The organism is Candidatus Omnitrophota bacterium (assembly GCA_041649175.1).
In the GTDB taxonomy this organism is placed as follows: Bacteria; Omnitrophota; Gorgyraeia; order Zapsychrales; family JBAZNR01; genus JBAZNR01.
Map to the genome: position 1 here is coordinate 1,044,145 of JBAZNR010000001.1, position 20,773 is coordinate 1,064,917.

Consider the following 20,773-nt stretch of genomic DNA (forward strand, 5'->3'; position numbering starts at 1 on the left):
AACGATGTTGTGGTCTAATTTCTTTATTCCGACGTTAAAAGAAGTTCCTTTAGGAACCGAAGCGGTCAGTCACCAGCTGTTGCTGCGCTCCGGCTTGGTGAATATGCTCACCTCCGGTGTTTATTCGTATCTACCGCTGGGCTTAAAAGTGCTTCGCCGCATTGAGAACATTATTCGCGAAGAAATGAATGCGGCCGGCGCGCAAGAATTATTCTTGCCATGTCTACAACCCATCGAACTTTGGCAAAAAACAGGCCGCGACAAAACACTGGCTGATGTTATGATCCGCTTTGAAGATAAACGCGGACGGGCAATGTGCCTTGGCCCGACGCATGAAGAGATCATTACGGAATTAGTTAAAAGTTTTGTGCAGTCGTATCGCCAGCTTCCGGTCGTGCTTTATCAGATCCAAACTAAGTTTCGTGACGAAATGCGTCCGCGTTTTGGGATCGTGCGCGCCTGTGAATTTATCATGAAAGACGCGTATAGTTTTGACCGCGATAAAAAGGGATTAGAAAAGAATTATAAGCTGATGTTTGAAGCGTATCAGAATATCTTTAAGCGTTGCGGCTTGGATGTGGTTACGATCGAGGCCGATTCGGGGGCGATGGGCGGTGATGTTTCGCATGAATTTATGGTTTTGGCCCCCATTGGAGAAGACGCTGTTTTGCTTTGTGAGGCGTGCGGTTTTACGGGCAGCGTTTCGGCAAGTCAAAATGAAGGGTTTGATTGTCCGAAATGCAAAATGGCAAAACTAGCCAAAAAAGTCGCTATTGAAATCGGCCACATTTTTCAGTTGGGAACAAAATATAGCCATGCGCAAGGGGCGCAATTCTTAGACGAAAGCGGAAAACAACAAGATATTATTATGGGTTGTTACGGCATTGGGGTCAGCCGTCTTATTGCGACCATTGTTGAGAAAAATAATGATAGTGCTGGTATTGTTTGGCCTAAAGGCGTTGCGCCGTTCGATGTGGAAATATTACCGGTCCAAGTCAGCGACAGCGGAATTATGGAATTAGCCGACGCGTATTATGAGAGTTTTAAACGGGACGGATTAGATGTTTTATTAGATGACCGCGACGATAGCGCCGGGAGAAAGTTTAATGACGCGGATTTGATCGGCATTCCCCTGCGCGTGGTGATCGGAAAACGGATGCGCTTGGAGGGAAAAGTCGAGATCAAAAACCGGCGTACGGGTGAAGTGGTCGTGGTGGATAAAGATCAAGCGTTGGAAAAAGTAAAAGAACTTATTACTCAGGCTTAAGAGATGATCGACGCATCGCTGGTTGAACGTGTTAAGGAAATTGCCGTGCCATTTTTAGAGCGGCTTAACGTTGAATTAGTGGATTTAACGGTTCGCAGCGAAAGCGGCCGCGTAGTTTTAGAGATCTTGGCCGATAAAACAAGCGGCGGTATTACGCTTGATGAATGTGCGCGGCTTAACCGGGATATTGGCGAAGCTCTTGAAAACGCGAATTTTATAACGAGCGGTTATGCGGTTGAAGTTTCATCACCAGGCCTGGATCGTCCGCTTAAGACAGCTAAAGATTTTTTGCGGGTTTCAAACAAGAAAATACATGTATTTCTTTCAGAGTCGGTTGCAGGTAAAATTGAGTATATCGGCCTTGTTAAGGGAGTTCAAAACGATTCGCTCATACTTGATGTTGGGCCTTGTGAGCTGAGTATTATGCTGAGCACGATCAATAGGGCTAAACAAATCATTAACGATTTTTAACAGAAGGGTTTGGGTATTATGGATAGTGAGTTGCTGGTCATTTTGGAACAGTTAGAGCGCGATAAAGGGATCGATAAAGAAATCCTTATTCAGGCGGTAGAAATGGCTGTTGCTTCGGCAGCAAAAAAAGTCTGTAGCGTCGATAAGGTAGAGGATATTAAAGTTGTCCTGGACCGCAAAACAGGAAAATTATCCGCGTTTGCCGGCGGCCAAGAGATCAAATCGAAAGATTTTGGCCGTATTGCCGCGCAAACAGCCAAGCAGGTCGTTATTCAAAAGATCCGCGAAGCCGAAAAAGATGTTGTCTTTAACGAATATCAGGCTCGCGTGGGGCAAATTGTCAGCGGCGGGGTTTATCGGTTTGAAAAAGGAAGCATTATTGTCGACCTAGGTAAAGCCGAAGGATTCATTCCCAAAAGCGAACAATCTATTAAAGAAGAATTTCGCCAGGGAGATCGCATCCGCGCCTATGTTTTGGATGTTAAAAAAGACCTTAAGGGTCCGCAGATCGTTTTGTCTCGGGCTCATCCGAATTTTGTCCGTAGGCTTTTTGAGCTTGAAGTTCCTGAAATTTATGAAGGCATTATTGAAGTGAAGTCTATTTCTCGCGACGCGGGCGAACGCACCAAGATCGCTGTTTATTCAAAAGATGAGAAAGTAGATTGCGTGGGAGCATGCGTAGGGATGCGCGGTGCCCGTGTTAAAAGTATTGTTTCCGAACTTCACGGAGAAAAGATCGATATTGTCCGGTATTCCGATGATATGAAAGAATATATTCAAGCGGCGCTTTCTCCGGCGGAGCTAAGCCAAATCATTTTAAACAAAGAGAATAAAAGAGCTCAAATTCTTGTTGCGGACGATCAGCTGTCTTTATCAATTGGAAAACATGGACAGAATGTGCGCTTGGCGTCCCGGCTTATCGGGTGGGAGCTGGATATTCGCTCAGCAGTTCAGGTCCAGGAAGAATCTGCTCGTGAAGTCGCGGAGGAAGCCATGGACCCCAAAGAAAGCGCGAAAGACGAGGGGCATTCGCTTTCGGAGTTGTCCGGTGTGGGAGAGAAACTTGTAGAGCTTTTAGAAAAGTCTGGATTTGACAGCTTGGAAAAGATTGCCGAGGCAACGATTGACGGCTTAACTGAGATTAAAGGCGTCGGCAAAGTGAAAGCTGAAAAGATCATTGAGCAGGCAAAAAAAATTATTAAAGGCAAGAAAGCCTAAAAGAAAGAGTTGTGTCAATGCGCGTATCGGATTTAGCCAAAGAATTAGGGGTCAATAGTGATGTTATTTTAGCCAAATTAAAATCACTTCATTTGAAAGCCAAAGATAGTAAACAAGAGATCAATGACGCGGTGATGGTGGTTTTGCGCCGCGAATTAGGCAAGGGAATACGGGTTTCGCCGAAAACGAAAGCGGTAGAAAAATCTGAGCCTGCCGCAAAGATATCAGCTAAAGAAAAAAAGATAAAACCCGAGCCTGTTAAAAAGGCGGAGTCGAAAGCTGTTTCTAAGAGCAAGAAATCGGAAAAAGAAGAAAAGCCTAAGAAAACATCAAAATTTACAAAAGTTATCACTGAAAAAAAAGCGGCTAAGTCATCCGTTAAAGCTTCCGAGAAAACCGTACCGACCGCAAAAACTTTGCCTCCTGTAAAAGAATCTCCGGCCGCAGAAAAGCCTCATGCAGTTCTTTCGGAAAAAGAAACCGCTCAAGTTGATAAGAAAATCGTTGAGGCTCCTCCAAAGCAGGAAGCCCCCAAGGCATTTGTTTCAAAACCATTTCCACCCCGATTTGATCCTAGGGCGAGGCGGCCGGCGTTTGTCGATTCAAAACCAAAGCCGGAGATCAAAGAAGAGCCAATAAAGCAACTCGGAGAACTTGAAATTCAGATCCCTATTAGCGTTAAGGATCTTGCTTTTAAAATTCAACAAAAACCCGGCGTTGTCCTAAAACATCTTTTGCAAATGGGGGTTTTTGCCAATATTAATCAGGCATTGGGTGAAGAAGTTATCCAAAAGCTTTCAACTGTCTTTGGGTTTACCTTATCTAAGGTGAAAACCCAGGAAGAGCAGCTATTAGATTTTCATCAAGTTCCGGAAGATCCCGCGCTTTTAAAGCCGCGGTCTCCCGTTGTAACGTTCATGGGGCATGTCGATCACGGTAAAACGTCTCTTTTGGATAAGATCCGAAAGAGTAAAGTGGTGGACCGGGAACATGGCGGCATTACTCAGCATATCGGTGCTTACTCTGTTAATATCGCGAAGGGGAAGATCACATTTCTTGATACGCCGGGCCATGAAGCTTTTACTTCAATGCGTGCGCGAGGAGCCTTGATCACCGATTTAGTTGTGTTAGTTGTCGCCGCCGACGAAGGCATTATGCCGCAAACAGAAGAAGCTATCAATCACGCGCGCGCGGCCAATGTTCCTATCATTGTCGCTTTAAGCAAGATAGATAAACGTAATGCGGATGTCGACCGTATTAAAAAAGAACTTGCCGACCATGGGCTCATGTCTGAAGATTGGGGAGGAAAAACAATTGTGGTCGGTGTTTCCGCAGTGACCGGAGAGGGCATTGATACTCTTTTAGAGATGATCTTACTTGAAGCAGAAGTCTTGGAGCTGAAGGCCAATCATGAAAAGAAGGCCTCCGGTATTGTGGTGGAAGCCCAGCTTAGCCATAATCGCGGTCCCGTCGCGACGGTGATCGTGCAAAATGGAACTTTACGCGAAAATGATATTGTTATTGTAGGGCCGCATTCGGGAAGAATTAAAGCTATGTTTGATGATCGGGAACGCTCTATCAAAGAGGCCGGCCCGGCACAGCCTGCGGAAATCCTAGGCCTTTCCGGAGTTCCGGAAGCGGGCGATATGTTCTATGCGGTCGATGATGAAAAGCAGGCCAAAGAGATTGTGTCCCGTCGTCAGGCGCAAATCAAAAACCAAAAGATGCAGCCTATTTCGCGTGTGACTTTGGAAGATCTGTCCGCGCAAATCCAAGCTGGAAAGATCAAAGAGCTTAATGTTATTATTAAAGCGGATGTGCAAGGTTCTTTGGAAGCGCTTAAAGTTTCTTTAGAGAAGATCCCTTCCGATGAAGTGAAATTGAAATTTATCCATATTGGGATCGGTGAGATCAATGCCTCGGATGTTATTCTTGCCGGGGCTTCTAACGCGATCATTATCGGTTTTCATGTGGAAGCAGAAACGCGGGCAAAAGAAGAATTAGAAAAACGCCCCGTCGACATCAGAACATATCGCATTATTTATGACGCCATCAATGATGTAAAAAATGCGCTGTCCGGATTATTGGAGCCAAAGACAAAAAAGAAAACTATCGGGCGAGTTGATATTCGCCAAGTCTTTAACTTGAGCAGATCAGGCATTGTGGCCGGATGTTTTGTGGCGAAAGGCAAAGTGCATCGTAAGGCGAATATCGATATCCTGCGTAACGGCGATCCGGTTTTCTCAGGAACCATTTCGTCTATCAAGCGCTTCAAGGATGATGTTCGCGAAGTAACCGAAGGATTTGAATGCGGAATTACCATTAACGGATTTACCGGCGTTGAGCCCGGTGACGTTATGGAAGTTTATGAATTAGAAAAAATCGCACGGACATTATGAAAAAAATAGTTTTTAGCGGTATGCGCCCCACCGGAAGATTGCATTTAGGGCACTTGGTTGGCGCATTGAGCAATTGGGTTAAGCTTCAGGAAGACCATCAATGTGTTTTTGGTATTGTGGATTGGCACGCCTTGATGGGCGAATACGAACAAAGCAGGGAGATTCCGGAAAATATTCTAGAAATGGCCATTGATTGGATGGCTTGCGGCATTGACCCTAAAAAATCTATTGTATTCGTTCAATCGCATGTTCCCGAACATCTGGAATTGTATATGTTTTTTTCCTGCCTAACGCCGCTAGGATGGCTTGAACGCAATCCAACTTACAAAGAACAGCTCAAAGAAATTACCACGCGTGACCTCCAAACGTACGGATTTTTGGGTTATCCTGTTTTGCAGGCGGCGGATATTTTGCTTTACAAAGCCAATGCGGTTCCCATCGGCGAAGACCAGCTTCCGCATGTTGAATTAACACGCGAGATCGCCAGAAAATTCAATCATTTATACAAAACGAATTTGTTTCCGGACTGTAAAGCGCTGTTAACGCAGTCACCGCGCCTTTTAGGTGTTGATAACCGCAAGATGAGCAAGAGTTATCAAAATGCGGTCAATCTTTCTGATGCGCCGGAAGTAGTCCGCAAAAAGATCCAAAGCATGATCACTGATCCTAAACGGATCAAGTTAACTGATCCGGGGCATCCGGATGTCTGCAATGTCTATGATTACTATAAAATATTTTCTCCCGATAAGAGTTCGGCCGTTCGCGAATGGTGTTCGGGCGCGCAAAAGGGCTGTACAGAATGCAAAAAGATATTAGCCGATGACATTCTGGAGCGGTTAAAACCTATTGAAGAAAAACGTAAAGCTTTAAGCGAGAATAAACGTCAGGTTATTGAGTTATTGGAAGATGGCGCAAGCCGTGCCCGCGCGATAGCGCAAAAAACCATGGCCGAGGTAAAAAAGGCGGTGTTTGGTTAAATGAGCGGTTATAAAGTCAAATTAGATATGTTCGAAGGCCCGTTAGACCTTCTTTTGTACCTTATTAAAAAAGATGAAGTGAACATTTACGATATTCCGATTGCTCAGGTGACTCAGCAGTATATGGAATATATCGAGATGATGAAGCTTCTTAATCTTGATGTCGTTGGAGACTTCATCGTGATGGCGGCAACACTTTTACAGATCAAGTCACGGATGCTTTTACCGCCGGATCCATCAACGGAAGAAAAGCCAGAAGAAGATCCACGCGATGAATTAGTGCGCCGGCTTTTGGAATATAAGAAGTTCAAGGAAATTGCCGACGATCTGCGCAGTAAAGAAGTTGCCCGACAGGATCTTTTTTCCCGTATCGTGGACCAAGAAAAAACCAAAGAACTTAAAGAAGACGCTAAGGAAACCTATTTTGAAGCCAGTCTTTTTGATCTGATTTCGGCGCTCACTCAGGTGTTAAAAACTGTTCCGCGTGAAGTATTTTACGAAGTCATGAAAGAGGAGTTTACCGTCGATAAGAAGATCCATGACATCTTGCATATGCTTTTAGACACATCGCGCATTTTATTGGTTGACCTTTTTAAAATGTCGAAAAGCCGTTTGGAAATCATTGTAACGTTCATTGCGGTCTTAGAGCTTATCCGGCTTAAAGAAATTTTAGTTTTGCAAAAGCGAGTTTTTGGCGATATTGAAGTGGTGCGCAATCGCGTTAATATCGCGGCTAATTCTGAACAGGATCCTAGCGAAGAAAATACTGAAGCAGATACCCAAGAACAGCCTGCCGAAGAGCAGCAAAAAGCCGAAGAGATTCAGCAAAACCAAGAAAGTCCTGCTCCTTCGCAGGATCAAGGACAAGATAATGTCGACGACGGATCCAAGACACAAACTGCTCCTGACCCAGGAAACTGAAGAAGACGCAGTTATCAGCCTGTCTTTACGCCCTGCCAAATTGACCGATTTTATCGGCCAGAAAGATTTAGTCGAAAGCCTTAAAGTCTCTATCCAGGCGGCTAAAGAACGTAGTGAGCCGATCGAGCATATGCTTTTTTCCGGCCCACCGGGCTTAGGGAAAACCTCTTTGGCGTATATCGTCGCCCACGAAATGAATGCCCGCATCACGGTAACATCCGGCCCAGCTATTGAACGCGCGGGAGACTTAATTGGGATCTTAACGAACTTAGAAAAAGGGGATATTCTTTTTATTGACGAGATCCATCGCCTTTCAAAAACAGTAGAAGAATTTATGTATCCGGCGATGGAGAATTTTCAAATTGATTTTGTGGTGGATAAAGGCCCTTATGCCAAAACGATCAAATTTAACTTAAAACCGTTTACGCTGATTGGAGCAACGACCCGTAGCGGGCTTTTAGCGTCTCCTTTACGTGACCGTTTCGGGATTTTTCATCATTTGGATTTTTATAACCCTCAGGAGTTATCGGTGATCGTTCGCAATTCTTCGCAAAAATTGAATTTAGCCATCGAACCTGACGCGGCTGAAGAGATCGCACGGCGCGCCCGGGGAACGCCGCGGGTAGCTAATCGACTGCTTCGTCGCGTACGGGATTACGCGCAAGTTAAAACAGAAAATAAAAAGATCAATAAAGCCGTCGTTGAAAAAGCGATGGGAACATTAAATATTGACGAAGCCGGGCTTGACGAATTCGATCGAAAATTCATTAAAGTCATTCAAGATTTCTATCGCGGAGGGCCGGTAGGTATTGAAACACTTGCGGCGACTCTTAACGAAGAGATCGATACCCTTGCTGATGTTGTAGAGCCGTTTTTGCTTAAAATAGGGTTTCTAAAACGGACATCGCGCGGGCGTGAATTAGGCGAAGCCGCTCTCAAATATCTTAAAAACCTTCCTCTCAAGGATTCAAAGCCCCCAAAAGAATCCTAAAACAATATTCTATAGAGTTTATTCGCAGATTTTGTATTGCAGAGGTAGATAAGATGGATACAGGAAAAGCTTTTATCTTGGTTGGCGCCGGATTGATTTTGCTGGGAATCTTTCTTTGTTTTTCCGGAAAAATTCCGTGGATAGGAAAATTGCCGGGAGATATTATCATCAAGAAAGAGAACTTTACATTTTACTTTCCGCTGGCGACGAGCATTTTGATCAGCATTGTTTTAAGTGTTTTCTTATTTCTATGGAACCGAAAATAACCCGACTTCTTACGATCTTTTGTTTTGTATTTATTTTAGCCACCGGCTATTTGCGGGCGGCGCCGGAGCCTACGTATGCCTCGAAAGCAGTTCGCGTGGCTATTTTGCAGGATAAAAAGGAATTTAAGTTGGCGATCCACGGGAAATTTTCGATTCACGATGATAAAGATCATCAAACTCTTTTCGAAGATCGATTATTGCGCAAGGCCAATGTCAAAGTGACCGAGTATGGTTTTTTGATCGGAGACATGCCTTATTCTCAAAGGAAGATTAGGATCATTTCCGCCAAAGATGCCACCATTGATATTGACGGGCGCCGTTATCGCGGAGAAATCGATATTTTGCGCGATAGCAACAATCGCCTTTTAGTCATCAACATTGTTGGCTTGGAGGACTACGTTAAAGGCGTCCTTTATCACGAGGTTTCGCACCACTGGCTTTTGGAGGCCTTGAAGGCTCAGGCTGTGGCCGCCAGGACTTATGCGCTTTATCGCATGGAGCTTTCCAAGAATAAAAGCTATGATTTAACAAGTGATATTTATTCGCAAGTTTACGGGGGAAAGAATTCCGAACGGTTTCGTACCAATTTAGCCGTCGATAAAACGCAAGGATTGATCCTGACTTTTAAGGGAAAGATCTTGCCGGCATATTATTCGGCAACATGTGCCGGAGCAACAGAAGATGCCGCTGAACTCTGGAAGGAAAATTTACCGCCTTTGAAAGGTGTTGTTTGTGACTATTGCAAGAACTCCCCTCACTATTTTTGGGTGAAAAACTTTAGACTTAAAGATATTCAGGATAAACTCAATGCCCGCGGTTATGAGCTGGGATTGATCGAAACGATCACTATACTGGAGCGCAATGAAAGCGGGCGCATCAAAACCTTAGAGATCAAGACTCGAGACGGGAAGGTCATGAATATTTCGGGAAAAGATTTTCGTAATATCGTCGGGCCGAATGCGATCAAGAGCAATAATTACGCGATCGAAATGAAAGGTTATTATATGGATCTGGTTGGAAAAGGATGGGGACATGGCGTGGGCTTATGCCAGTGGGGAGCGCATTTTATGTCCCAGGCCCGTTTTACTTATGAGCAGATCTTAAAATATTATTATCCCGGGGCGGAGATTGTTTCGTATGAAGCTAAGGGATTTTGATTATGATCTACCCAAAGAGCTGATTGCGCAAGAGCCGCTTTTAAAGCGTGATCAAGCGCGGCTGATGATCGTTGATCGCAAGGCAAAAGAAATTCGACACGATGTTTTTGCCAATATCGGAAAATATTTACCCCCCTTGAGTACGATCGTTGTTAATGATAGTAAAGTTATTCCTGCCAGGATTTTCGGGAAAAGGGAAACCGGAGGAAAAACTGAAGTTTTTTTGTTGAATCGTTTAAGCGATGGATATTCTTTTGAGGCATTGATTCGCCCCCTAAAGCGTTTAAAAATCGGAGAAAAAATTTATGTGGGCCCAAATGGCTCCGAGAGAGCCATTTGGGCCCAACTTATTGACCCTCATAGAAAAATAGTCCGCTTTAATAAGAAAAATATTTTTCCCTATTTAAACAAAATCGGCCATATGCCCTTACCGCCGTATATTAAAAGGGAAGACACAAAGCAGGACCAAGAATATTATCAAACTGTATACGCAAAAAATGCCGGCTCAGTCGCATCGCCGACGGCAGGATTGCATTTCACCAGAACTTTATTGTCAGATCTAAAGAAAAGCGGGCATTCCTTAAAGAAAGTGACGCTTCATGTGAACTTCGCGACGTTTAAAGCCGTTGAAGAAGAAAATATCACAAGCCACCAAATGCATTATGAAAGTTATTCTTTGTCATCGGCGACCCTTGCCTCTATTCAGAAAACGAGATCAAACGGAAGAAAAATTGTTGCCGTTGGAACAACCAGCTGCCGTGTTTTAGAAACGGTGGCTCAGAAAAAGAAATTAATGGGTGATACAAATATCTTTATTTATCCGGGCTATCAATTTCAAATGACGGATTGTTTGATCACCAATTTTCATCTTCCCAAAACAACTCTTTTTATGCTTGTTTGCGCCTTTGCCGGAAAAGACCTTATGCAACACGCATACCAGGAGGCAATTCGGGAGAAATACAGATTCTTTAGTTATGGCGATTGCATGTTTTTAGCTTAGGGCAGTTTTGTCACTTTTTTATTGACAAAATTTATTTTTGGTAGATAATCGCATATAGATATGCTATTATTGATCAAAGACAAGATTTGAGAAGAGACCATGCTAAATAAAACAAGCTTGCAAACCGTTAAAGCACTCATTGAACTTGCCAGGCTTCCTCGCGGCCAATGGGAAGGAGCCGCGAGTATTGCCAAAAAGATCCGTGCCCCGCAAAATTATTTGAGTAAAGTTTTGCAGTGGCTTTGTAGTAAGAAAATCGTTGAATCTCAAAAAGGGTTTGGCGGAGGGTTTCGTTTAGCTCGTGACGCCCGCAAGATCTCTTTATTTGATGTTGTAGAGCCCATTGAAAAGGTGAGCCGTTGGGGAGGTTGCTTCTTAGGAAAAAGGAAATGTTCTGATACTGCTCCTTGCTCGGCTCATCATGAATGGTCAGGCGTGCGAGAGAAGTATCTGGAGTTTTTAAAAATAACGACTTTAGCCGATTTGCTGGACTAATTTTTTTACGCATAAATAGCATACAAATATGCGATTACAACCCAAGGAGGCGATATGAATACATTCAAGAGAGTGGCATCCTTTTTTCGATTGGGATCTTTATTTTTTGTATTTTTCTTTATCTTAACGGGATTAAGTTTGGCTCAGGGGAAAATGCATCTACGTTTACCGGCTTTAACCGAAAAGGCTATTTTGACCTTTGCTCCGGAAGTGCCGCCGCCGATCACCAGAAAAAAACCGGCGGTGGTTGAAGTTCGCTTAAATTCCAGCGTGGAAACAGCGGAAATCAAAACAGGCCTGCAATATAAATATTGGACCTTTAACGGCCGTGTGCCGGGGCCTTTTATCCGAGCGCGTGCCGGCGATGTGCTTGAAATTCATCATACCAGTAGTGACGCCAGCGGAATGCCGCACAATGTTGATTTTCATGCGGTAACAGGGCCTGGGGGTGGCGCACCGGTGACAACAGTTGTGAAGGGGGAAGAGCGGGTGGCGTGGTTCAAGCTTTTAACTCCGGGGCTTTTTATCTATCATTGTGCCGCGCCGCCGGTGATGGACCATATCGCCAATGGTATGTATGGGCTTATTTTGGTTGAGCCAGCGCAAGGTTTACCAAAAGTTGACCGTGAATTTTATGTTTTACAAAGTGAGTTTTATACCAATAAAACTGAGTCGATGGAAGCAAAACCCGTCGATCATGAGAACATGGACAAAGAAGGACATCAAGATGATTTTTGGGGCGAAGAGGCAGGAAAAGAAACGGGGCCGACTTTGTTGCAATTTTCGCATCAGGCCGGGCTTGATGAGCATCCGACGTTTGTCGTCTTTAACGGAAAGTACAATTCGCTTGTGGGAGGAGGGGCTTTAAAGGCGAAGGTTGGTGAAAAGGTGAGAATTTATTTTGGAAATGCCGGCCCCAATTTGATATCTTCTTTTCATGTGATCGGGGAAATCTTTGACAAAGTTTATCGCGAGGGAGATCTGCTTTCTTCGCCCGGACGCGGTATTCAGACAACGCTGGTTCCGGCTGGTGGATCGACGGTGGTAGAATTTGCGTTAGATGTTCCCGGAACGTTCACATTGGTTGACCATGCTATTTTTCGCGTAGAAAAAGGGGCTGTTGGGTTTCTAGATGTCGAAGGCAAAGTAAATCCCGAAATCTATACTTCTGATCAGGATGCGGTGGTTTGCAAGGGATGCATGGTTCATCCATAAGGGAAAAGCATGAGTAAAAAATTTAGCAATTGGTGGGAAGCGGCTTGCCGGGAACCGTACCGGATCTTTTTTCCGTTGGGAGTATTGGCGGGAACGATCGGGATAGGGCATTGGCTTTTTTATGCGTTTCATTGGCTGCCGAAATATTCGGGATTTTTTCATTCGTCCATTCAAATGATGGTTTATATGAATTGTTTTGTGGCCGGGTTTCTGATGACGGCTATTCCTCGTTTTACCGGCACTCCAACCGCCGAATCACGTGAGGTGCTTAGCTTTCTATTGATCTTAGGCGGTATGGCCACGTTTCTTTCCTTGGAACAATGGATCGTCGCGGAAGGGATGTTTATCGTCTGGCTTGTTTTATTGATGGCATTTGTAGGAAAGCGCATTGTGGCGCGGATCAGAGCCGGTTCGTCTGGCCAAAAGCCTCCGCTTGAAATGATGTGGGTTCCTTTAGGGATGATGACCGGGATAAGCGCGACGGCTTTACTGATGTTGGGGCAATTAGAGATCCTTCCTCGCTGGTCTTTGACGATTGGTAAACCGATGATGGATCAAGGATTTTTGCTTTGTGTGGTTTTGGGGATAGGCGGCTTTCTTATTCCTAGAGTTATGGGGACATATGCGCCTTTGCCATCTTCCGGACGTCTTTACGCCACCTTGTTCTTAGTTTTTATATTTACTTTTATTTTGGAGGGAATGCAGTTGTTTTCTTGGGCTTACGGCTTGAGAGCTTTTGTGATGACGGTTGTTTTTATTCGCGCTAGAATTATCTCTAAACTGCCGGTTGCGAGAAGTTTTTATATCCGCTTGGTTTGGATTTCTGCGTGGATGACGGCCTTAGGATTATGGGGTGCGGCTTTTCTCCCGGATTATCGCATTGTTTGGTTACATGTGACATTTATCGGCGGATTTAGCCTCATGGTTTATGCTATTGCTACGATGGTCATTATGTCGCATGCCGGCGAGGGAGAACGATTACAAAAACCTCTGTGGATTTTCTGGATGATAGGCTTAGGAACGGTGATCGTTCTTATCAAGAGGTCTTTCGTGGCGTTTTTTCCGGATCAATATTTTCAATTTTTAGGGATGGCAGCTGCTGTTTGGCTTATCGTCGCAACAAGCTGGTTTGTTTTTATTATTCCGAGCATTCTAAAAATTCCCCGAGAAGATGAATTCGGGAAAATGCATGAGCGAGCCGTAAGAGAAAAGTAGGTTTTTTTCGCTTTTAAGAATATTGCTTTGATCATGAAATGATGTTTTTTAGAGGGCGTCCTTGACGTCTTGTGAAACAAGACGTCAAGGACGCCCTTTTTGCTTTCTATATTTCTCATTGACAGCCCAGGGCTATATTGTATGCTACTATGCATCTTAAAAAGAAAATTGAACAATCCTTAGATTACCGATGAATATTTTAAATAAAATATTTTCCTCTGCGCAAACACAGTCAAGTGCCGGCAGCTGTTGGTCGCTTGAGCGTGTAGATTTCAAGACAAAAGCACGTTTGGGGTCTTTAAAGACCGCTCACGGCGTTATGGAAGCTCCGTTTTTTATGCCGGTGGGGACGAACGCGACCGTTAAAACACTTTCTTCTGAAGATCTTTTGGAAGCAAAAGCCCAGATCGTTTTATCCAACACCTATCATTTGTTCATTCGTCCGGGAATGGAAGTTATGGAAAAGTGCGGTGGATTGCATAAATTCATGAATTGGGATAAACCGATCTTAACCGATAGCGGCGGTTACCAAGTTTTTAGTTTATCAAAATTTCGCAAGATCAAAGATGATGGCGTGGAATTTCAATCGCACCTAGATGGAGCAAGCCACTTTTTTACTCCGGAGAGAATTGTAGATATCCAAAGGATCTTAGGCTCAGATATTACAATGCCTTTAGATGAGTGCGTTTCGTATCCTTGCGATCATCATCATGCCAAAACGGCTGTGGAAAGAACGACGCTTTGGGCCAAACGGGCTAGAAAATATTTTCTTCAGACACAAAAACCTGATAAGAAACAGATCTTGTTTGGCATCGTTCAAGGTTCGATGTATAGTGACTTAAGAAAAATGTCGGCAGAACAACTGACCGATATCGGGTTTGACGGTTATGCGATCGGGGGATTGAGCGTCGGAGAACCGGTTGATCTGATGTTTGATACCTTAGCGGAAGTTGTGGAGCATTTGCCAAAAGATAAACCGCGTTATATGATGGGCATTGGCATGCCGGACCAGATCGTGCGCGCGGTTGGTTTCGGGATCGATATGTTCGATACGTGTATTCCTACGCGTTATGGCCGTAACGGAACTGCGTTTACCAGCAAGGGTAAGCTTGTCGCCCGAAACGCGCCGTATATATTTGATCAAAGGCCTTTGGATGAGAAATGTAATTGCACGACGTGCCGCAATTACACGAGAAGTTATATTCGGCATTTGGTCAATTCCGGAGAAATTTTAGGGCTCTATTTATTGACCTATCACAATGTTTATTTTTACCTTAATTTAATGCGGCAGATCAGGCAAGCGATTAAAGAAAATCGGTTTGCGGAATTTCAAAAAGAGTTCTTATTATGTTACGAATCGACGTCATAACTATTTTTCCTAGAATTTTTCCGGATATTCTAAGCGAATCGATCTTAAAGCGCGCTCAGGAAAAAAAGAAAGTAAAAATTTCCGTGCACGATTTGCGTGATTTTACGTCGGATAAACATCGCAGCGTGGATGATAAGCCTTTCGGCGGCGGGCCGGGAATGGTTTTAATGGCGCAGCCTATTTTTGATTGTGTTAAAAAGGTCAAAGGCAAAACAAAGGCCAAAGTGATCTTGTTGTGCCCATCCGGAAAAAAGTTCACACAACAAAAGGCGAGAGAATTATCCAAAGAAAAACATTTGATCCTTATTTGCGGCCATTATGAAGGCGTGGATGAGCGCGTGCGCGAACATTTGGCGGATGAAAGTATTTCTATCGGTGATTATGTATTGACCGGAGGGGAAATTCCGGCTTTGGTTATCATTGATTCCGTTACAAGGCTTGTTCCGGGTGTTTTAGGAAAGAGCGAATCGCTTTCGGTTGAATCTTTTGACGGCAATTTGCTGGAATATCCGCAATATACGCGCCCCGCAAATTTTCGTGGCATAAACGTGCCTGATGTGCTATTATCTGGGCACCATAAAGCAATTGAAAGCTGGCGAAAAGCACAATCCCTGCAGAAAACAAAGAAGCTTCGTCCGGACCTACTCAAAAGCAAATAAGAATATTAAGATTATCCCAAAAGAAACGGGATTCATTCAAGGAGGTTGGATTAAATGGCTGGTAGCGTGGTAGAAAAAATAAAATTAGTTGAACAAAGCTTTGTTAAAAAAGTCCCTTCTTTTAACGTCGGCGATACCGTTCATATGATGGTTAAGGTTGCCGAGGCTGACAAAGTGAGATTGCATCCTTTTGAAGGAACGATCATCGCGAAAAACGGAACCGGTATTAAGGCATCGTTTACGGTAAGAAAGATCTCATTTGGTGAAGGTGTTGAACGGGTATTTCCTCTTTATTCTCCCATGATCGAGAGCATCAAAGTTGTCAATAAGGGTATTGTGAAGCGCTCCAAGCTGTATTATTTGCGCGGTAAGGCCGGTAAAGAAAGCCGCGTTAAAGTTGAGCAGCAATCCTCCTCTTAAGTAAGTGACGGATGTTCTATCACGAAAACAAAGCTAAAGAAAACGGGTTTGAGTTTATCGTTGGTATTGACGAAGCCGGGCGAGGCCCTCTGGCCGGTCCGGTCGTAGCTGCCGCTGTTCTTCTAAAAACACAAGAATTCCAAAATAAAATTCGCGATTCAAAGAAATTAAGCGCTTCTCAGCGTGAAAAGGCATTTGTGGAAATTCGCAATAATGCCTACGTTGGTGTGGGGATCCTTAACGAGGGGATCGTTGATTCGCTTAATATCTTGCGCGCGTCTCATCAGGCCATGTCGATCGCTGTTTCCCAGCTTATTGAAAAACTGCCGAAAACCGAAACCTTACGAAAAGACTTTGAGCAAAAGGTTTTTCTCTTGATAGACGGAAATTCTTTTGATTCGGATCTGCCTTATGCGTACCAGCCGATCGTCGGCGGAGATAGTTTGAGCTGCTCGATCGCCGCGGCTTCTATTATTGCCAAAGTCACCCGAGACAGGATCTTGAATATTTATGACCGCATTTTTCCTCAATATGGATTTAAAAAGCATAAAGGTTATCCGACTCAGGCTCATCGGCTGGCAATCCAGCAATTTGGGCTATCTAGAATTCATCGAAAAACATTTAAACATTTATAAATGAGTTTTCAAACGATTGCCCGAGGACGTTACGGGGAAGATGTTGCCGCTCAATTCTTGGTCAAAAGCGGCTATCGTATTTTAGAAAAAAACTTTAAAACACGACTAGGGGAAATTGATATTATTGCCAAAGACGGGCGAACCATCTGTTTTGTGGAAGTGAAAATGCGGCGAACAAAGCAACAAGGTTCGCCCTTAGAAGCCGTTACAAAGAAAAAACAGCTGAAACTTTCGCGTTTGGCGCTCATTTATCTTAAAAATAAAGATATGATGGACCAACAAGCACGTTTTGACGTGGTGGCGGTTTCTAAAAACCAAAATGGGGACGATGAGCTTACCTTAGTTAAAGATGCTTTTGAGCTGTCCGGCGGTTATTCTTACTAGCGAAATTTGGGTAAAAAAATGTAAGAAGATGTTGAAAAATATTTTTCTTAAGGTTATGATTAATCGTAGGTTAGATACTGTTGTTGCCTAAAAATAAGTTTTAAAACCAATCCTTCCGGAAAATTTAAAGGTTAAGTTCTCATCTTTTAGTTTACCTTTCATGAAAAAGTTCAAAAATCACACACTGCAAGAGTATCTAAAACAGCTTTCCTTAAAGGTTCCTGTTCCGGGCGGCGGTTCGGCTGCTGCGCTCGTCGGCTCATTAGGGGCGGCGCTTATCTCGATGGTAGCGAATTACTCTATCGGAAGAAACAAGCCCAAAGACGTTGAACGTAAGATCAAGGATATTTTGAAAAAGAGCGAATCTATTCGCTTACGATTGATGGAATTAGTTGACCTAGATGCGCAGGCGTATTTAAAGGTTGTGAAAACCCGTCATGCGAGCCCTCAAATTAAAAAAGCCGCTCTTAAGAAAGCCGCGGGGGTTCCGGCTGAAGTTTGCCGTTTATGTTATGAGGCGATTTTGCTCACGCCATTTTTAGTGGAAAAAGGCAATCGTTATTTAGTCAGCGACATCCAAGTTGCCACCGAAATGCTCTTGGCCGCTTTTAATTCCGCCATTATCAATGTTGAGGTCAATCAATGAGCGCCAAGCTTTTAGACGGAAAGCTTCTCGCCGCCAACTTAAAGCAATCGTTAAAACAGGAAATTGAAACGCTCAAAAAAAAGACAGGAACAGCGCCTTGTATCGCTAATATCCTTTTGACGGATGATCCGGCTTCTTTAGCGTATGCCAATTCTCAGAAGAATGCGGCTGAATCCGTCGGTATTCAATATCGGATGATCAATGTTGCCGCCAATTCTTCCCAAAAAGAATTAGAAATTCAGATACAAAAACTTAATCAGGATAAAGCGATCCACGGGATCATGCTTCATAAGCCTGTTCCTGCGCAGATCAATTATTCAGCGGCTGTTAATGGCATTGATCCCGTTAAAGATGTTGAAGGGATGGGTGTTGCCAATATCGGAAAATTAGTTTTAGGGACAACGAAGATCATCCCGTGTACGGCGGCCGCGGCCATGGAGCATATCCGCTCAACGGGCGTTGCTTTACGCGGCAAGGAAGCCGTTATCGTCGGGCGAAGTGAGATTGTTGGCAAACCGCTAAGTTTATTATTACTGGCTGAATCGGCGACCGTTACCATTTGCCATACCGGAACGAGCCAGGCCGGCACATTAGAAGCCCATGTAAAACGAGCTGACATTGTTGTAGCGGCTGTCGGAAAGCCGGGATTTGTTAAAGGCGAATGGATCAAAAAAGGTGCTATCGTTATCGATGTCGGCATTAATAAGATTGACGGAAAAATAGTAGGCGATGTTGAATTTGAAGCGGCTGCTGGGAAGGCTGCGTTCATTACGCCTGTTCCCGGAGGCGTTGGGCCTGTAACCGCGGTGATCATCATGAAAAATACTTTAGAGGCTTTTAAAGCTCAAATGGGAATTTAATGGCAGAAATAAAAAAAATCCTTATTTTAGGGCAGTCGGTAGCCGGTGCGGCGTTCATTGAACGATTAAGAGCGGTGGATACCGAAAGCTCCGTTACGGTTATTTCGTCCGGAAACTCTTTAGCGGCGAAGCGCGAATTGTTTGCGGCATTTTTGGCTAAGGAGATCAAGGAAGACCAGGTACTTTTTAAAGCGAAGAATTTTTACGAGCAGAATAAGGTTCAGCTTGTCTTCGGGAAAAAAGTGATCCGCGTTGATTTTAAGCGTAAGCGTGTTGTTACGGAAGAAAAAGAGCAATTTGACTTTGATATCCTGATCATAGCGGATCTCGGAATTCGCTTTCCGGAAATTAAGGGAGTGAATAAAGCGGGTGTTTTTAGTTTACGCAATCTCGATGCTGTTAAGGATGTGGTCGATCTGTTACCACTGGTCGAATCGGTAGCTATCGAGGATGATAGTATCTGGGCAGTTCAAACTGCTTTAGCTTTCGCGAAAAGGGGCAAAGAAGTTATTTTTGTCGTTTCTTCCAATGATATTCTCGCGTCTATGGTCGAGGAGGAGGCTTCGCGGGTTTTAGCTCAGCAATTAGAGAAAAATAATGTCAGGATCATTAAAGAAAATAAAATTCAGGAGATCTTAGGAGAAGGTGAAGTAAAAGCCGTTCGCCTTAAAACCGGAAAAGTCTTGGCTTGCCAGATCGCTATTATCGGAAATACAAAAACAGATCTGCGTTTGTTTGCCGAGTCAGTGTTGCAAATCCAAAATGGAATTTTAACTAATGGTGAGTTCCAAACAAATCTGGAAAATGTTTTTGCGGCAGATACGGTTTGTGAATCTGAGGCATCGGCATTGCCCTTGGAGGAGCAGGGGCGTATGATCGCGCAAAAAATAAGCGATCAGGAAATATCGGCCAAGCCGTTATTAAGAACAGAGGTATTTGACCTTTTGGGATGTCCGGTTGCCTTTATTGGAACGACACGGTCATCAGCGGACACGCAGAAATTTACGGTTCACAATGAAGCGATGGGAAGCTTTGCCCAAATATTTTCTTCGCAAAATATTTTAGTCGGAGCAGTTTTGATCAACACAGCCTTATCTCAAGAAAAAATTGTCCGCTTGATCCAGGAAAAAATCGATATTTCCGGATCGGAAGAACAGATCTTTAATGATCAGAATAGTTATGAACACATTGTTAGCTTGTCACAGGAAAAACGCGCTTGCGCGCAGCCTGAACAGGAAACTTTTGCTGCTACCCAAACCGATCAAAAACCAGAAAGCCTATGAAAATTTTACTTGCCAAACAGCCCTTTGTATATTATCTTCACTACCAGAAGGAGTTTGCAACAATTACTCGAATCTTCAAGTCATTCCTCATCTTCTTCTTTGTGTTTTTTGCCTTTCAGTCTGTTGTCTTTGCGGGATCCAAGGAAAGCTCAGCTAGGGAATATCACCTCAAAGGCTACGAAGCTCAGCAAAAAGGTAATCTGCAAGATGCCTTATCTTTTTATATTAAGGCTGCTTCTTTAAGTGAAGAAAATCCTGCTATCCTCAATGATGTCGCGATTTGTTATGAAAAATTGGGGATGCCTGAGAAAGCCGAAGAAAATTACTTAAGGGCTATTGCGGTTGATCCGGATTATTTGCCGGCTTATTCGAATTTAGCGTACTTTTATGCCAGGCAAGACAATATTCCTCGGGCCATAGAATTTTTTAAACAGCGTATTGAGCTGGGCGATGCGGATGACCCTTGGACGCAAAGGGCCAAAGACGATCTGTTGTCGGTCGGGGAAGATTTTCCCGTCGTAAAAAAGTGGTTATTGCAGCAAGAGGCAGTCGAACTAAGCCAAAAGCTCATTGAAAAGTCACGGAAAGATTTCTATAACAATGTTGAACAATCCCAGAAATGTGTTCAAGCGGCTCAAAAGCTTGAGCTGAAAAAGAAATACAGGGAAGCAGTTGAACAGTACAATAAGGCGCTCTCATTTACTCCGGAAAATCCCAAAATTATTAAAGCAAAGAAGCGGGCCATGCTTCGCATGGCCCAGGAAGAGATTGCGCAGCACTACGGCCTAGCCATGAAATCATTAGATATGGGAGATACGGCTTCCGCCCTTGTTGAATTTCGTTATATACTCACCTTGATCCCGAACGAACCTGTTCAAGTATCTGAATAAATCAATCAATGGGCCTGACCAATATTCCTTAAGAC

22 protein-coding genes are annotated in these 20,773 nt (G+C 43.9%); all 22 read left to right on the top strand.

The window, feature by feature from the left end; genetic code table 11:
* Positions 1 to 4 precede the first annotated feature (4 nt).
* The 22 genes from proS (at position 5) to WC676_04440 (ending at position 20,738) form a co-directional block, all read left to right on the top strand.
* Positions 5 to 1,267, top strand: a complete 1,263-nt coding sequence (gene proS / locus WC676_04335) for a proline--tRNA ligase (GenBank protein ID MFA5059834.1) — start codon at positions 5 to 7, stop codon at positions 1,265 to 1,267.
* 3 nt (positions 1,268 to 1,270) lie between these two features.
* Positions 1,271 to 1,738, top strand: coding sequence for a hypothetical protein (locus WC676_04340; GenBank protein ID MFA5059835.1), 468 nt, complete (start codon positions 1,271 to 1,273; stop codon positions 1,736 to 1,738).
* 18 nt (positions 1,739 to 1,756) lie between these two features.
* Positions 1,757 to 2,956, top strand: coding sequence for a transcription termination factor NusA (nusA, locus tag WC676_04345; GenBank protein ID MFA5059836.1), 1,200 nt, complete (start codon positions 1,757 to 1,759; stop codon positions 2,954 to 2,956).
* Between the two features lie 17 nt (positions 2,957 to 2,973).
* Positions 2,974 to 5,355: a translation initiation factor IF-2 gene (gene infB, locus WC676_04350; GenBank protein ID MFA5059837.1), complete on the top strand. Its 2,382-nt coding sequence runs from the start codon at positions 2,974 to 2,976 to the stop codon at positions 5,353 to 5,355.
* Entirely contained in the window at positions 5,352 to 6,332 is a 981-nt protein-coding gene (gene trpS, locus WC676_04355; protein ID MFA5059838.1) for a tryptophan--tRNA ligase, read from the top strand. Before infB ends, trpS begins: the two co-directional genes overlap by 4 nt.
* Positions 6,333 to 7,253, top strand: a complete 921-nt coding sequence (locus tag WC676_04360; GenBank protein ID MFA5059839.1) for a segregation/condensation protein A — start codon at positions 6,333 to 6,335, stop codon at positions 7,251 to 7,253.
* On the top strand, positions 7,204 to 8,244 hold the full coding sequence (gene ruvB, locus WC676_04365; protein ID MFA5059840.1) for a Holliday junction branch migration DNA helicase RuvB: 1,041 nt from the start codon (positions 7,204 to 7,206) through the stop codon (positions 8,242 to 8,244). The genes WC676_04360 and ruvB overlap by 50 nt, the downstream gene beginning before the upstream one ends.
* A gap of 53 nt (positions 8,245 to 8,297) precedes the next feature.
* Positions 8,298 to 8,510 carry a DUF2905 domain-containing protein gene (locus tag WC676_04370; GenBank protein MFA5059841.1) on the top strand — a complete coding sequence of 71 codons (213 nt, stop codon included), beginning with the start codon at positions 8,298 to 8,300 and terminating at the stop codon, positions 8,508 to 8,510.
* Positions 8,495 to 9,667 (top strand): SpoIID/LytB domain-containing protein, encoded by a 1,173-nt coding sequence (locus WC676_04375; GenBank protein ID MFA5059842.1) that lies wholly within the window; start codon positions 8,495 to 8,497, stop codon positions 9,665 to 9,667. Before WC676_04370 ends, WC676_04375 begins: the two co-directional genes overlap by 16 nt.
* Positions 9,648 to 10,667 (top strand): tRNA preQ1(34) S-adenosylmethionine ribosyltransferase-isomerase QueA, encoded by a 1,020-nt coding sequence (queA, locus tag WC676_04380; protein ID MFA5059843.1) that lies wholly within the window; start codon positions 9,648 to 9,650, stop codon positions 10,665 to 10,667. Before WC676_04375 ends, queA begins: the two co-directional genes overlap by 20 nt.
* A gap of 99 nt (positions 10,668 to 10,766) precedes the next feature.
* The gene (locus WC676_04385) at positions 10,767 to 11,162 is read left to right on the top strand and encodes an Rrf2 family transcriptional regulator (GenBank protein MFA5059844.1); all 396 of its coding nucleotides are present in this window, start codon (positions 10,767 to 10,769) and stop codon (positions 11,160 to 11,162) included.
* Between the two features lie 54 nt (positions 11,163 to 11,216).
* Positions 11,217 to 12,377 carry a copper-containing nitrite reductase gene (nirK, locus tag WC676_04390; protein ID MFA5059845.1) on the top strand — a complete coding sequence of 387 codons (1,161 nt, stop codon included), beginning with the start codon at positions 11,217 to 11,219 and terminating at the stop codon, positions 12,375 to 12,377.
* 9 nt (positions 12,378 to 12,386) lie between these two features.
* On the top strand, positions 12,387 to 13,592 hold the full coding sequence (locus WC676_04395) for an NnrS family protein (protein MFA5059846.1): 1,206 nt from the start codon (positions 12,387 to 12,389) through the stop codon (positions 13,590 to 13,592).
* 190 nt (positions 13,593 to 13,782) lie between these two features.
* Positions 13,783 to 14,961, top strand: coding sequence for a tRNA guanosine(34) transglycosylase Tgt (gene tgt, locus WC676_04400; protein ID MFA5059847.1), 1,179 nt, complete (start codon positions 13,783 to 13,785; stop codon positions 14,959 to 14,961).
* Entirely contained in the window at positions 14,940 to 15,620 is a 681-nt protein-coding gene (trmD, locus tag WC676_04405) for a tRNA (guanosine(37)-N1)-methyltransferase TrmD (protein ID MFA5059848.1), read from the top strand. Before tgt ends, trmD begins: the two co-directional genes overlap by 22 nt.
* Positions 15,621 to 15,674: 54 nt before the next feature.
* Entirely contained in the window at positions 15,675 to 16,040 is a 366-nt protein-coding gene (gene rplS / locus WC676_04410; protein MFA5059849.1) for a 50S ribosomal protein L19, read from the top strand.
* An 11-nt stretch (positions 16,041 to 16,051) separates the two neighbouring features.
* Positions 16,052 to 16,675, top strand: a complete 624-nt coding sequence (locus WC676_04415) for a ribonuclease HII (protein ID MFA5059850.1) — start codon at positions 16,052 to 16,054, stop codon at positions 16,673 to 16,675.
* The gene (locus WC676_04420; GenBank protein MFA5059851.1) at positions 16,676 to 17,059 is read left to right on the top strand and encodes a YraN family protein; all 384 of its coding nucleotides are present in this window, start codon (positions 16,676 to 16,678) and stop codon (positions 17,057 to 17,059) included. It begins immediately after the preceding gene.
* 160 nt (positions 17,060 to 17,219) lie between these two features.
* Positions 17,220 to 17,705 (top strand): cyclodeaminase/cyclohydrolase family protein, encoded by a 486-nt coding sequence (locus WC676_04425; protein ID MFA5059852.1) that lies wholly within the window; start codon positions 17,220 to 17,222, stop codon positions 17,703 to 17,705.
* Positions 17,702 to 18,565 carry a bifunctional 5,10-methylenetetrahydrofolate dehydrogenase/5,10-methenyltetrahydrofolate cyclohydrolase gene (locus WC676_04430; GenBank protein MFA5059853.1) on the top strand — a complete coding sequence of 288 codons (864 nt, stop codon included), beginning with the start codon at positions 17,702 to 17,704 and terminating at the stop codon, positions 18,563 to 18,565. The genes WC676_04425 and WC676_04430 overlap by 4 nt, the downstream gene beginning before the upstream one ends.
* On the top strand, positions 18,565 to 19,848 hold the full coding sequence (locus WC676_04435) for an FAD-dependent oxidoreductase (protein MFA5059854.1): 1,284 nt from the start codon (positions 18,565 to 18,567) through the stop codon (positions 19,846 to 19,848). Before WC676_04430 ends, WC676_04435 begins: the two co-directional genes overlap by 1 nt.
* Positions 19,845 to 20,738: a tetratricopeptide repeat protein gene (locus tag WC676_04440; protein MFA5059855.1), complete on the top strand. Its 894-nt coding sequence runs from the start codon at positions 19,845 to 19,847 to the stop codon at positions 20,736 to 20,738. The genes WC676_04435 and WC676_04440 overlap by 4 nt, the downstream gene beginning before the upstream one ends.
* The last annotated feature ends 35 nt before the right edge of the window (positions 20,739 to 20,773 follow it).

Coding starts and splice junctions, on each gene's coding strand:
- WC676_04420 (MFA5059851.1), top strand. CDS start 16,676: ATGAGTTTTCAAACGATTGCCCGAGGACGTTACGGGGAAGATGTTGCC.
- ruvB (MFA5059840.1), top strand. CDS start 7,204: ATGTCGACGACGGATCCAAGACACAAACTGCTCCTGACCCAGGAAACT.
- WC676_04425 (MFA5059852.1), top strand. CDS start 17,220: ATGAAAAAGTTCAAAAATCACACACTGCAAGAGTATCTAAAACAGCTT.
- WC676_04360 (MFA5059839.1), top strand. CDS start 6,333: ATGAGCGGTTATAAAGTCAAATTAGATATGTTCGAAGGCCCGTTAGAC.
- proS (MFA5059834.1), top strand. CDS start 5: ATGTTGTGGTCTAATTTCTTTATTCCGACGTTAAAAGAAGTTCCTTTA.
- infB (MFA5059837.1), top strand. CDS start 2,974: ATGCGCGTATCGGATTTAGCCAAAGAATTAGGGGTCAATAGTGATGTT.
- WC676_04385 (MFA5059844.1), top strand. CDS start 10,767: ATGCTAAATAAAACAAGCTTGCAAACCGTTAAAGCACTCATTGAACTT.
- WC676_04430 (MFA5059853.1), top strand. CDS start 17,702: ATGAGCGCCAAGCTTTTAGACGGAAAGCTTCTCGCCGCCAACTTAAAG.
- WC676_04370 (MFA5059841.1), top strand. CDS start 8,298: ATGGATACAGGAAAAGCTTTTATCTTGGTTGGCGCCGGATTGATTTTG.
- WC676_04435 (MFA5059854.1), top strand. CDS start 18,565: ATGGCAGAAATAAAAAAAATCCTTATTTTAGGGCAGTCGGTAGCCGGT.
- trpS (MFA5059838.1), top strand. CDS start 5,352: ATGAAAAAAATAGTTTTTAGCGGTATGCGCCCCACCGGAAGATTGCAT.
- WC676_04440 (MFA5059855.1), top strand. CDS start 19,845: ATGAAAATTTTACTTGCCAAACAGCCCTTTGTATATTATCTTCACTAC.
- tgt (MFA5059847.1), top strand. CDS start 13,783: ATGAATATTTTAAATAAAATATTTTCCTCTGCGCAAACACAGTCAAGT.
- WC676_04395 (MFA5059846.1), top strand. CDS start 12,387: ATGAGTAAAAAATTTAGCAATTGGTGGGAAGCGGCTTGCCGGGAACCG.
- trmD (MFA5059848.1), top strand. CDS start 14,940: ATGTTACGAATCGACGTCATAACTATTTTTCCTAGAATTTTTCCGGAT.
- WC676_04375 (MFA5059842.1), top strand. CDS start 8,495: ATGGAACCGAAAATAACCCGACTTCTTACGATCTTTTGTTTTGTATTT.
- WC676_04415 (MFA5059850.1), top strand. CDS start 16,052: ATGTTCTATCACGAAAACAAAGCTAAAGAAAACGGGTTTGAGTTTATC.
- WC676_04340 (MFA5059835.1), top strand. CDS start 1,271: ATGATCGACGCATCGCTGGTTGAACGTGTTAAGGAAATTGCCGTGCCA.
- queA (MFA5059843.1), top strand. CDS start 9,648: ATGAAGCTAAGGGATTTTGATTATGATCTACCCAAAGAGCTGATTGCG.
- nusA (MFA5059836.1), top strand. CDS start 1,757: ATGGATAGTGAGTTGCTGGTCATTTTGGAACAGTTAGAGCGCGATAAA.
- nirK (MFA5059845.1), top strand. CDS start 11,217: ATGAATACATTCAAGAGAGTGGCATCCTTTTTTCGATTGGGATCTTTA.
- rplS (MFA5059849.1), top strand. CDS start 15,675: ATGGCTGGTAGCGTGGTAGAAAAAATAAAATTAGTTGAACAAAGCTTT.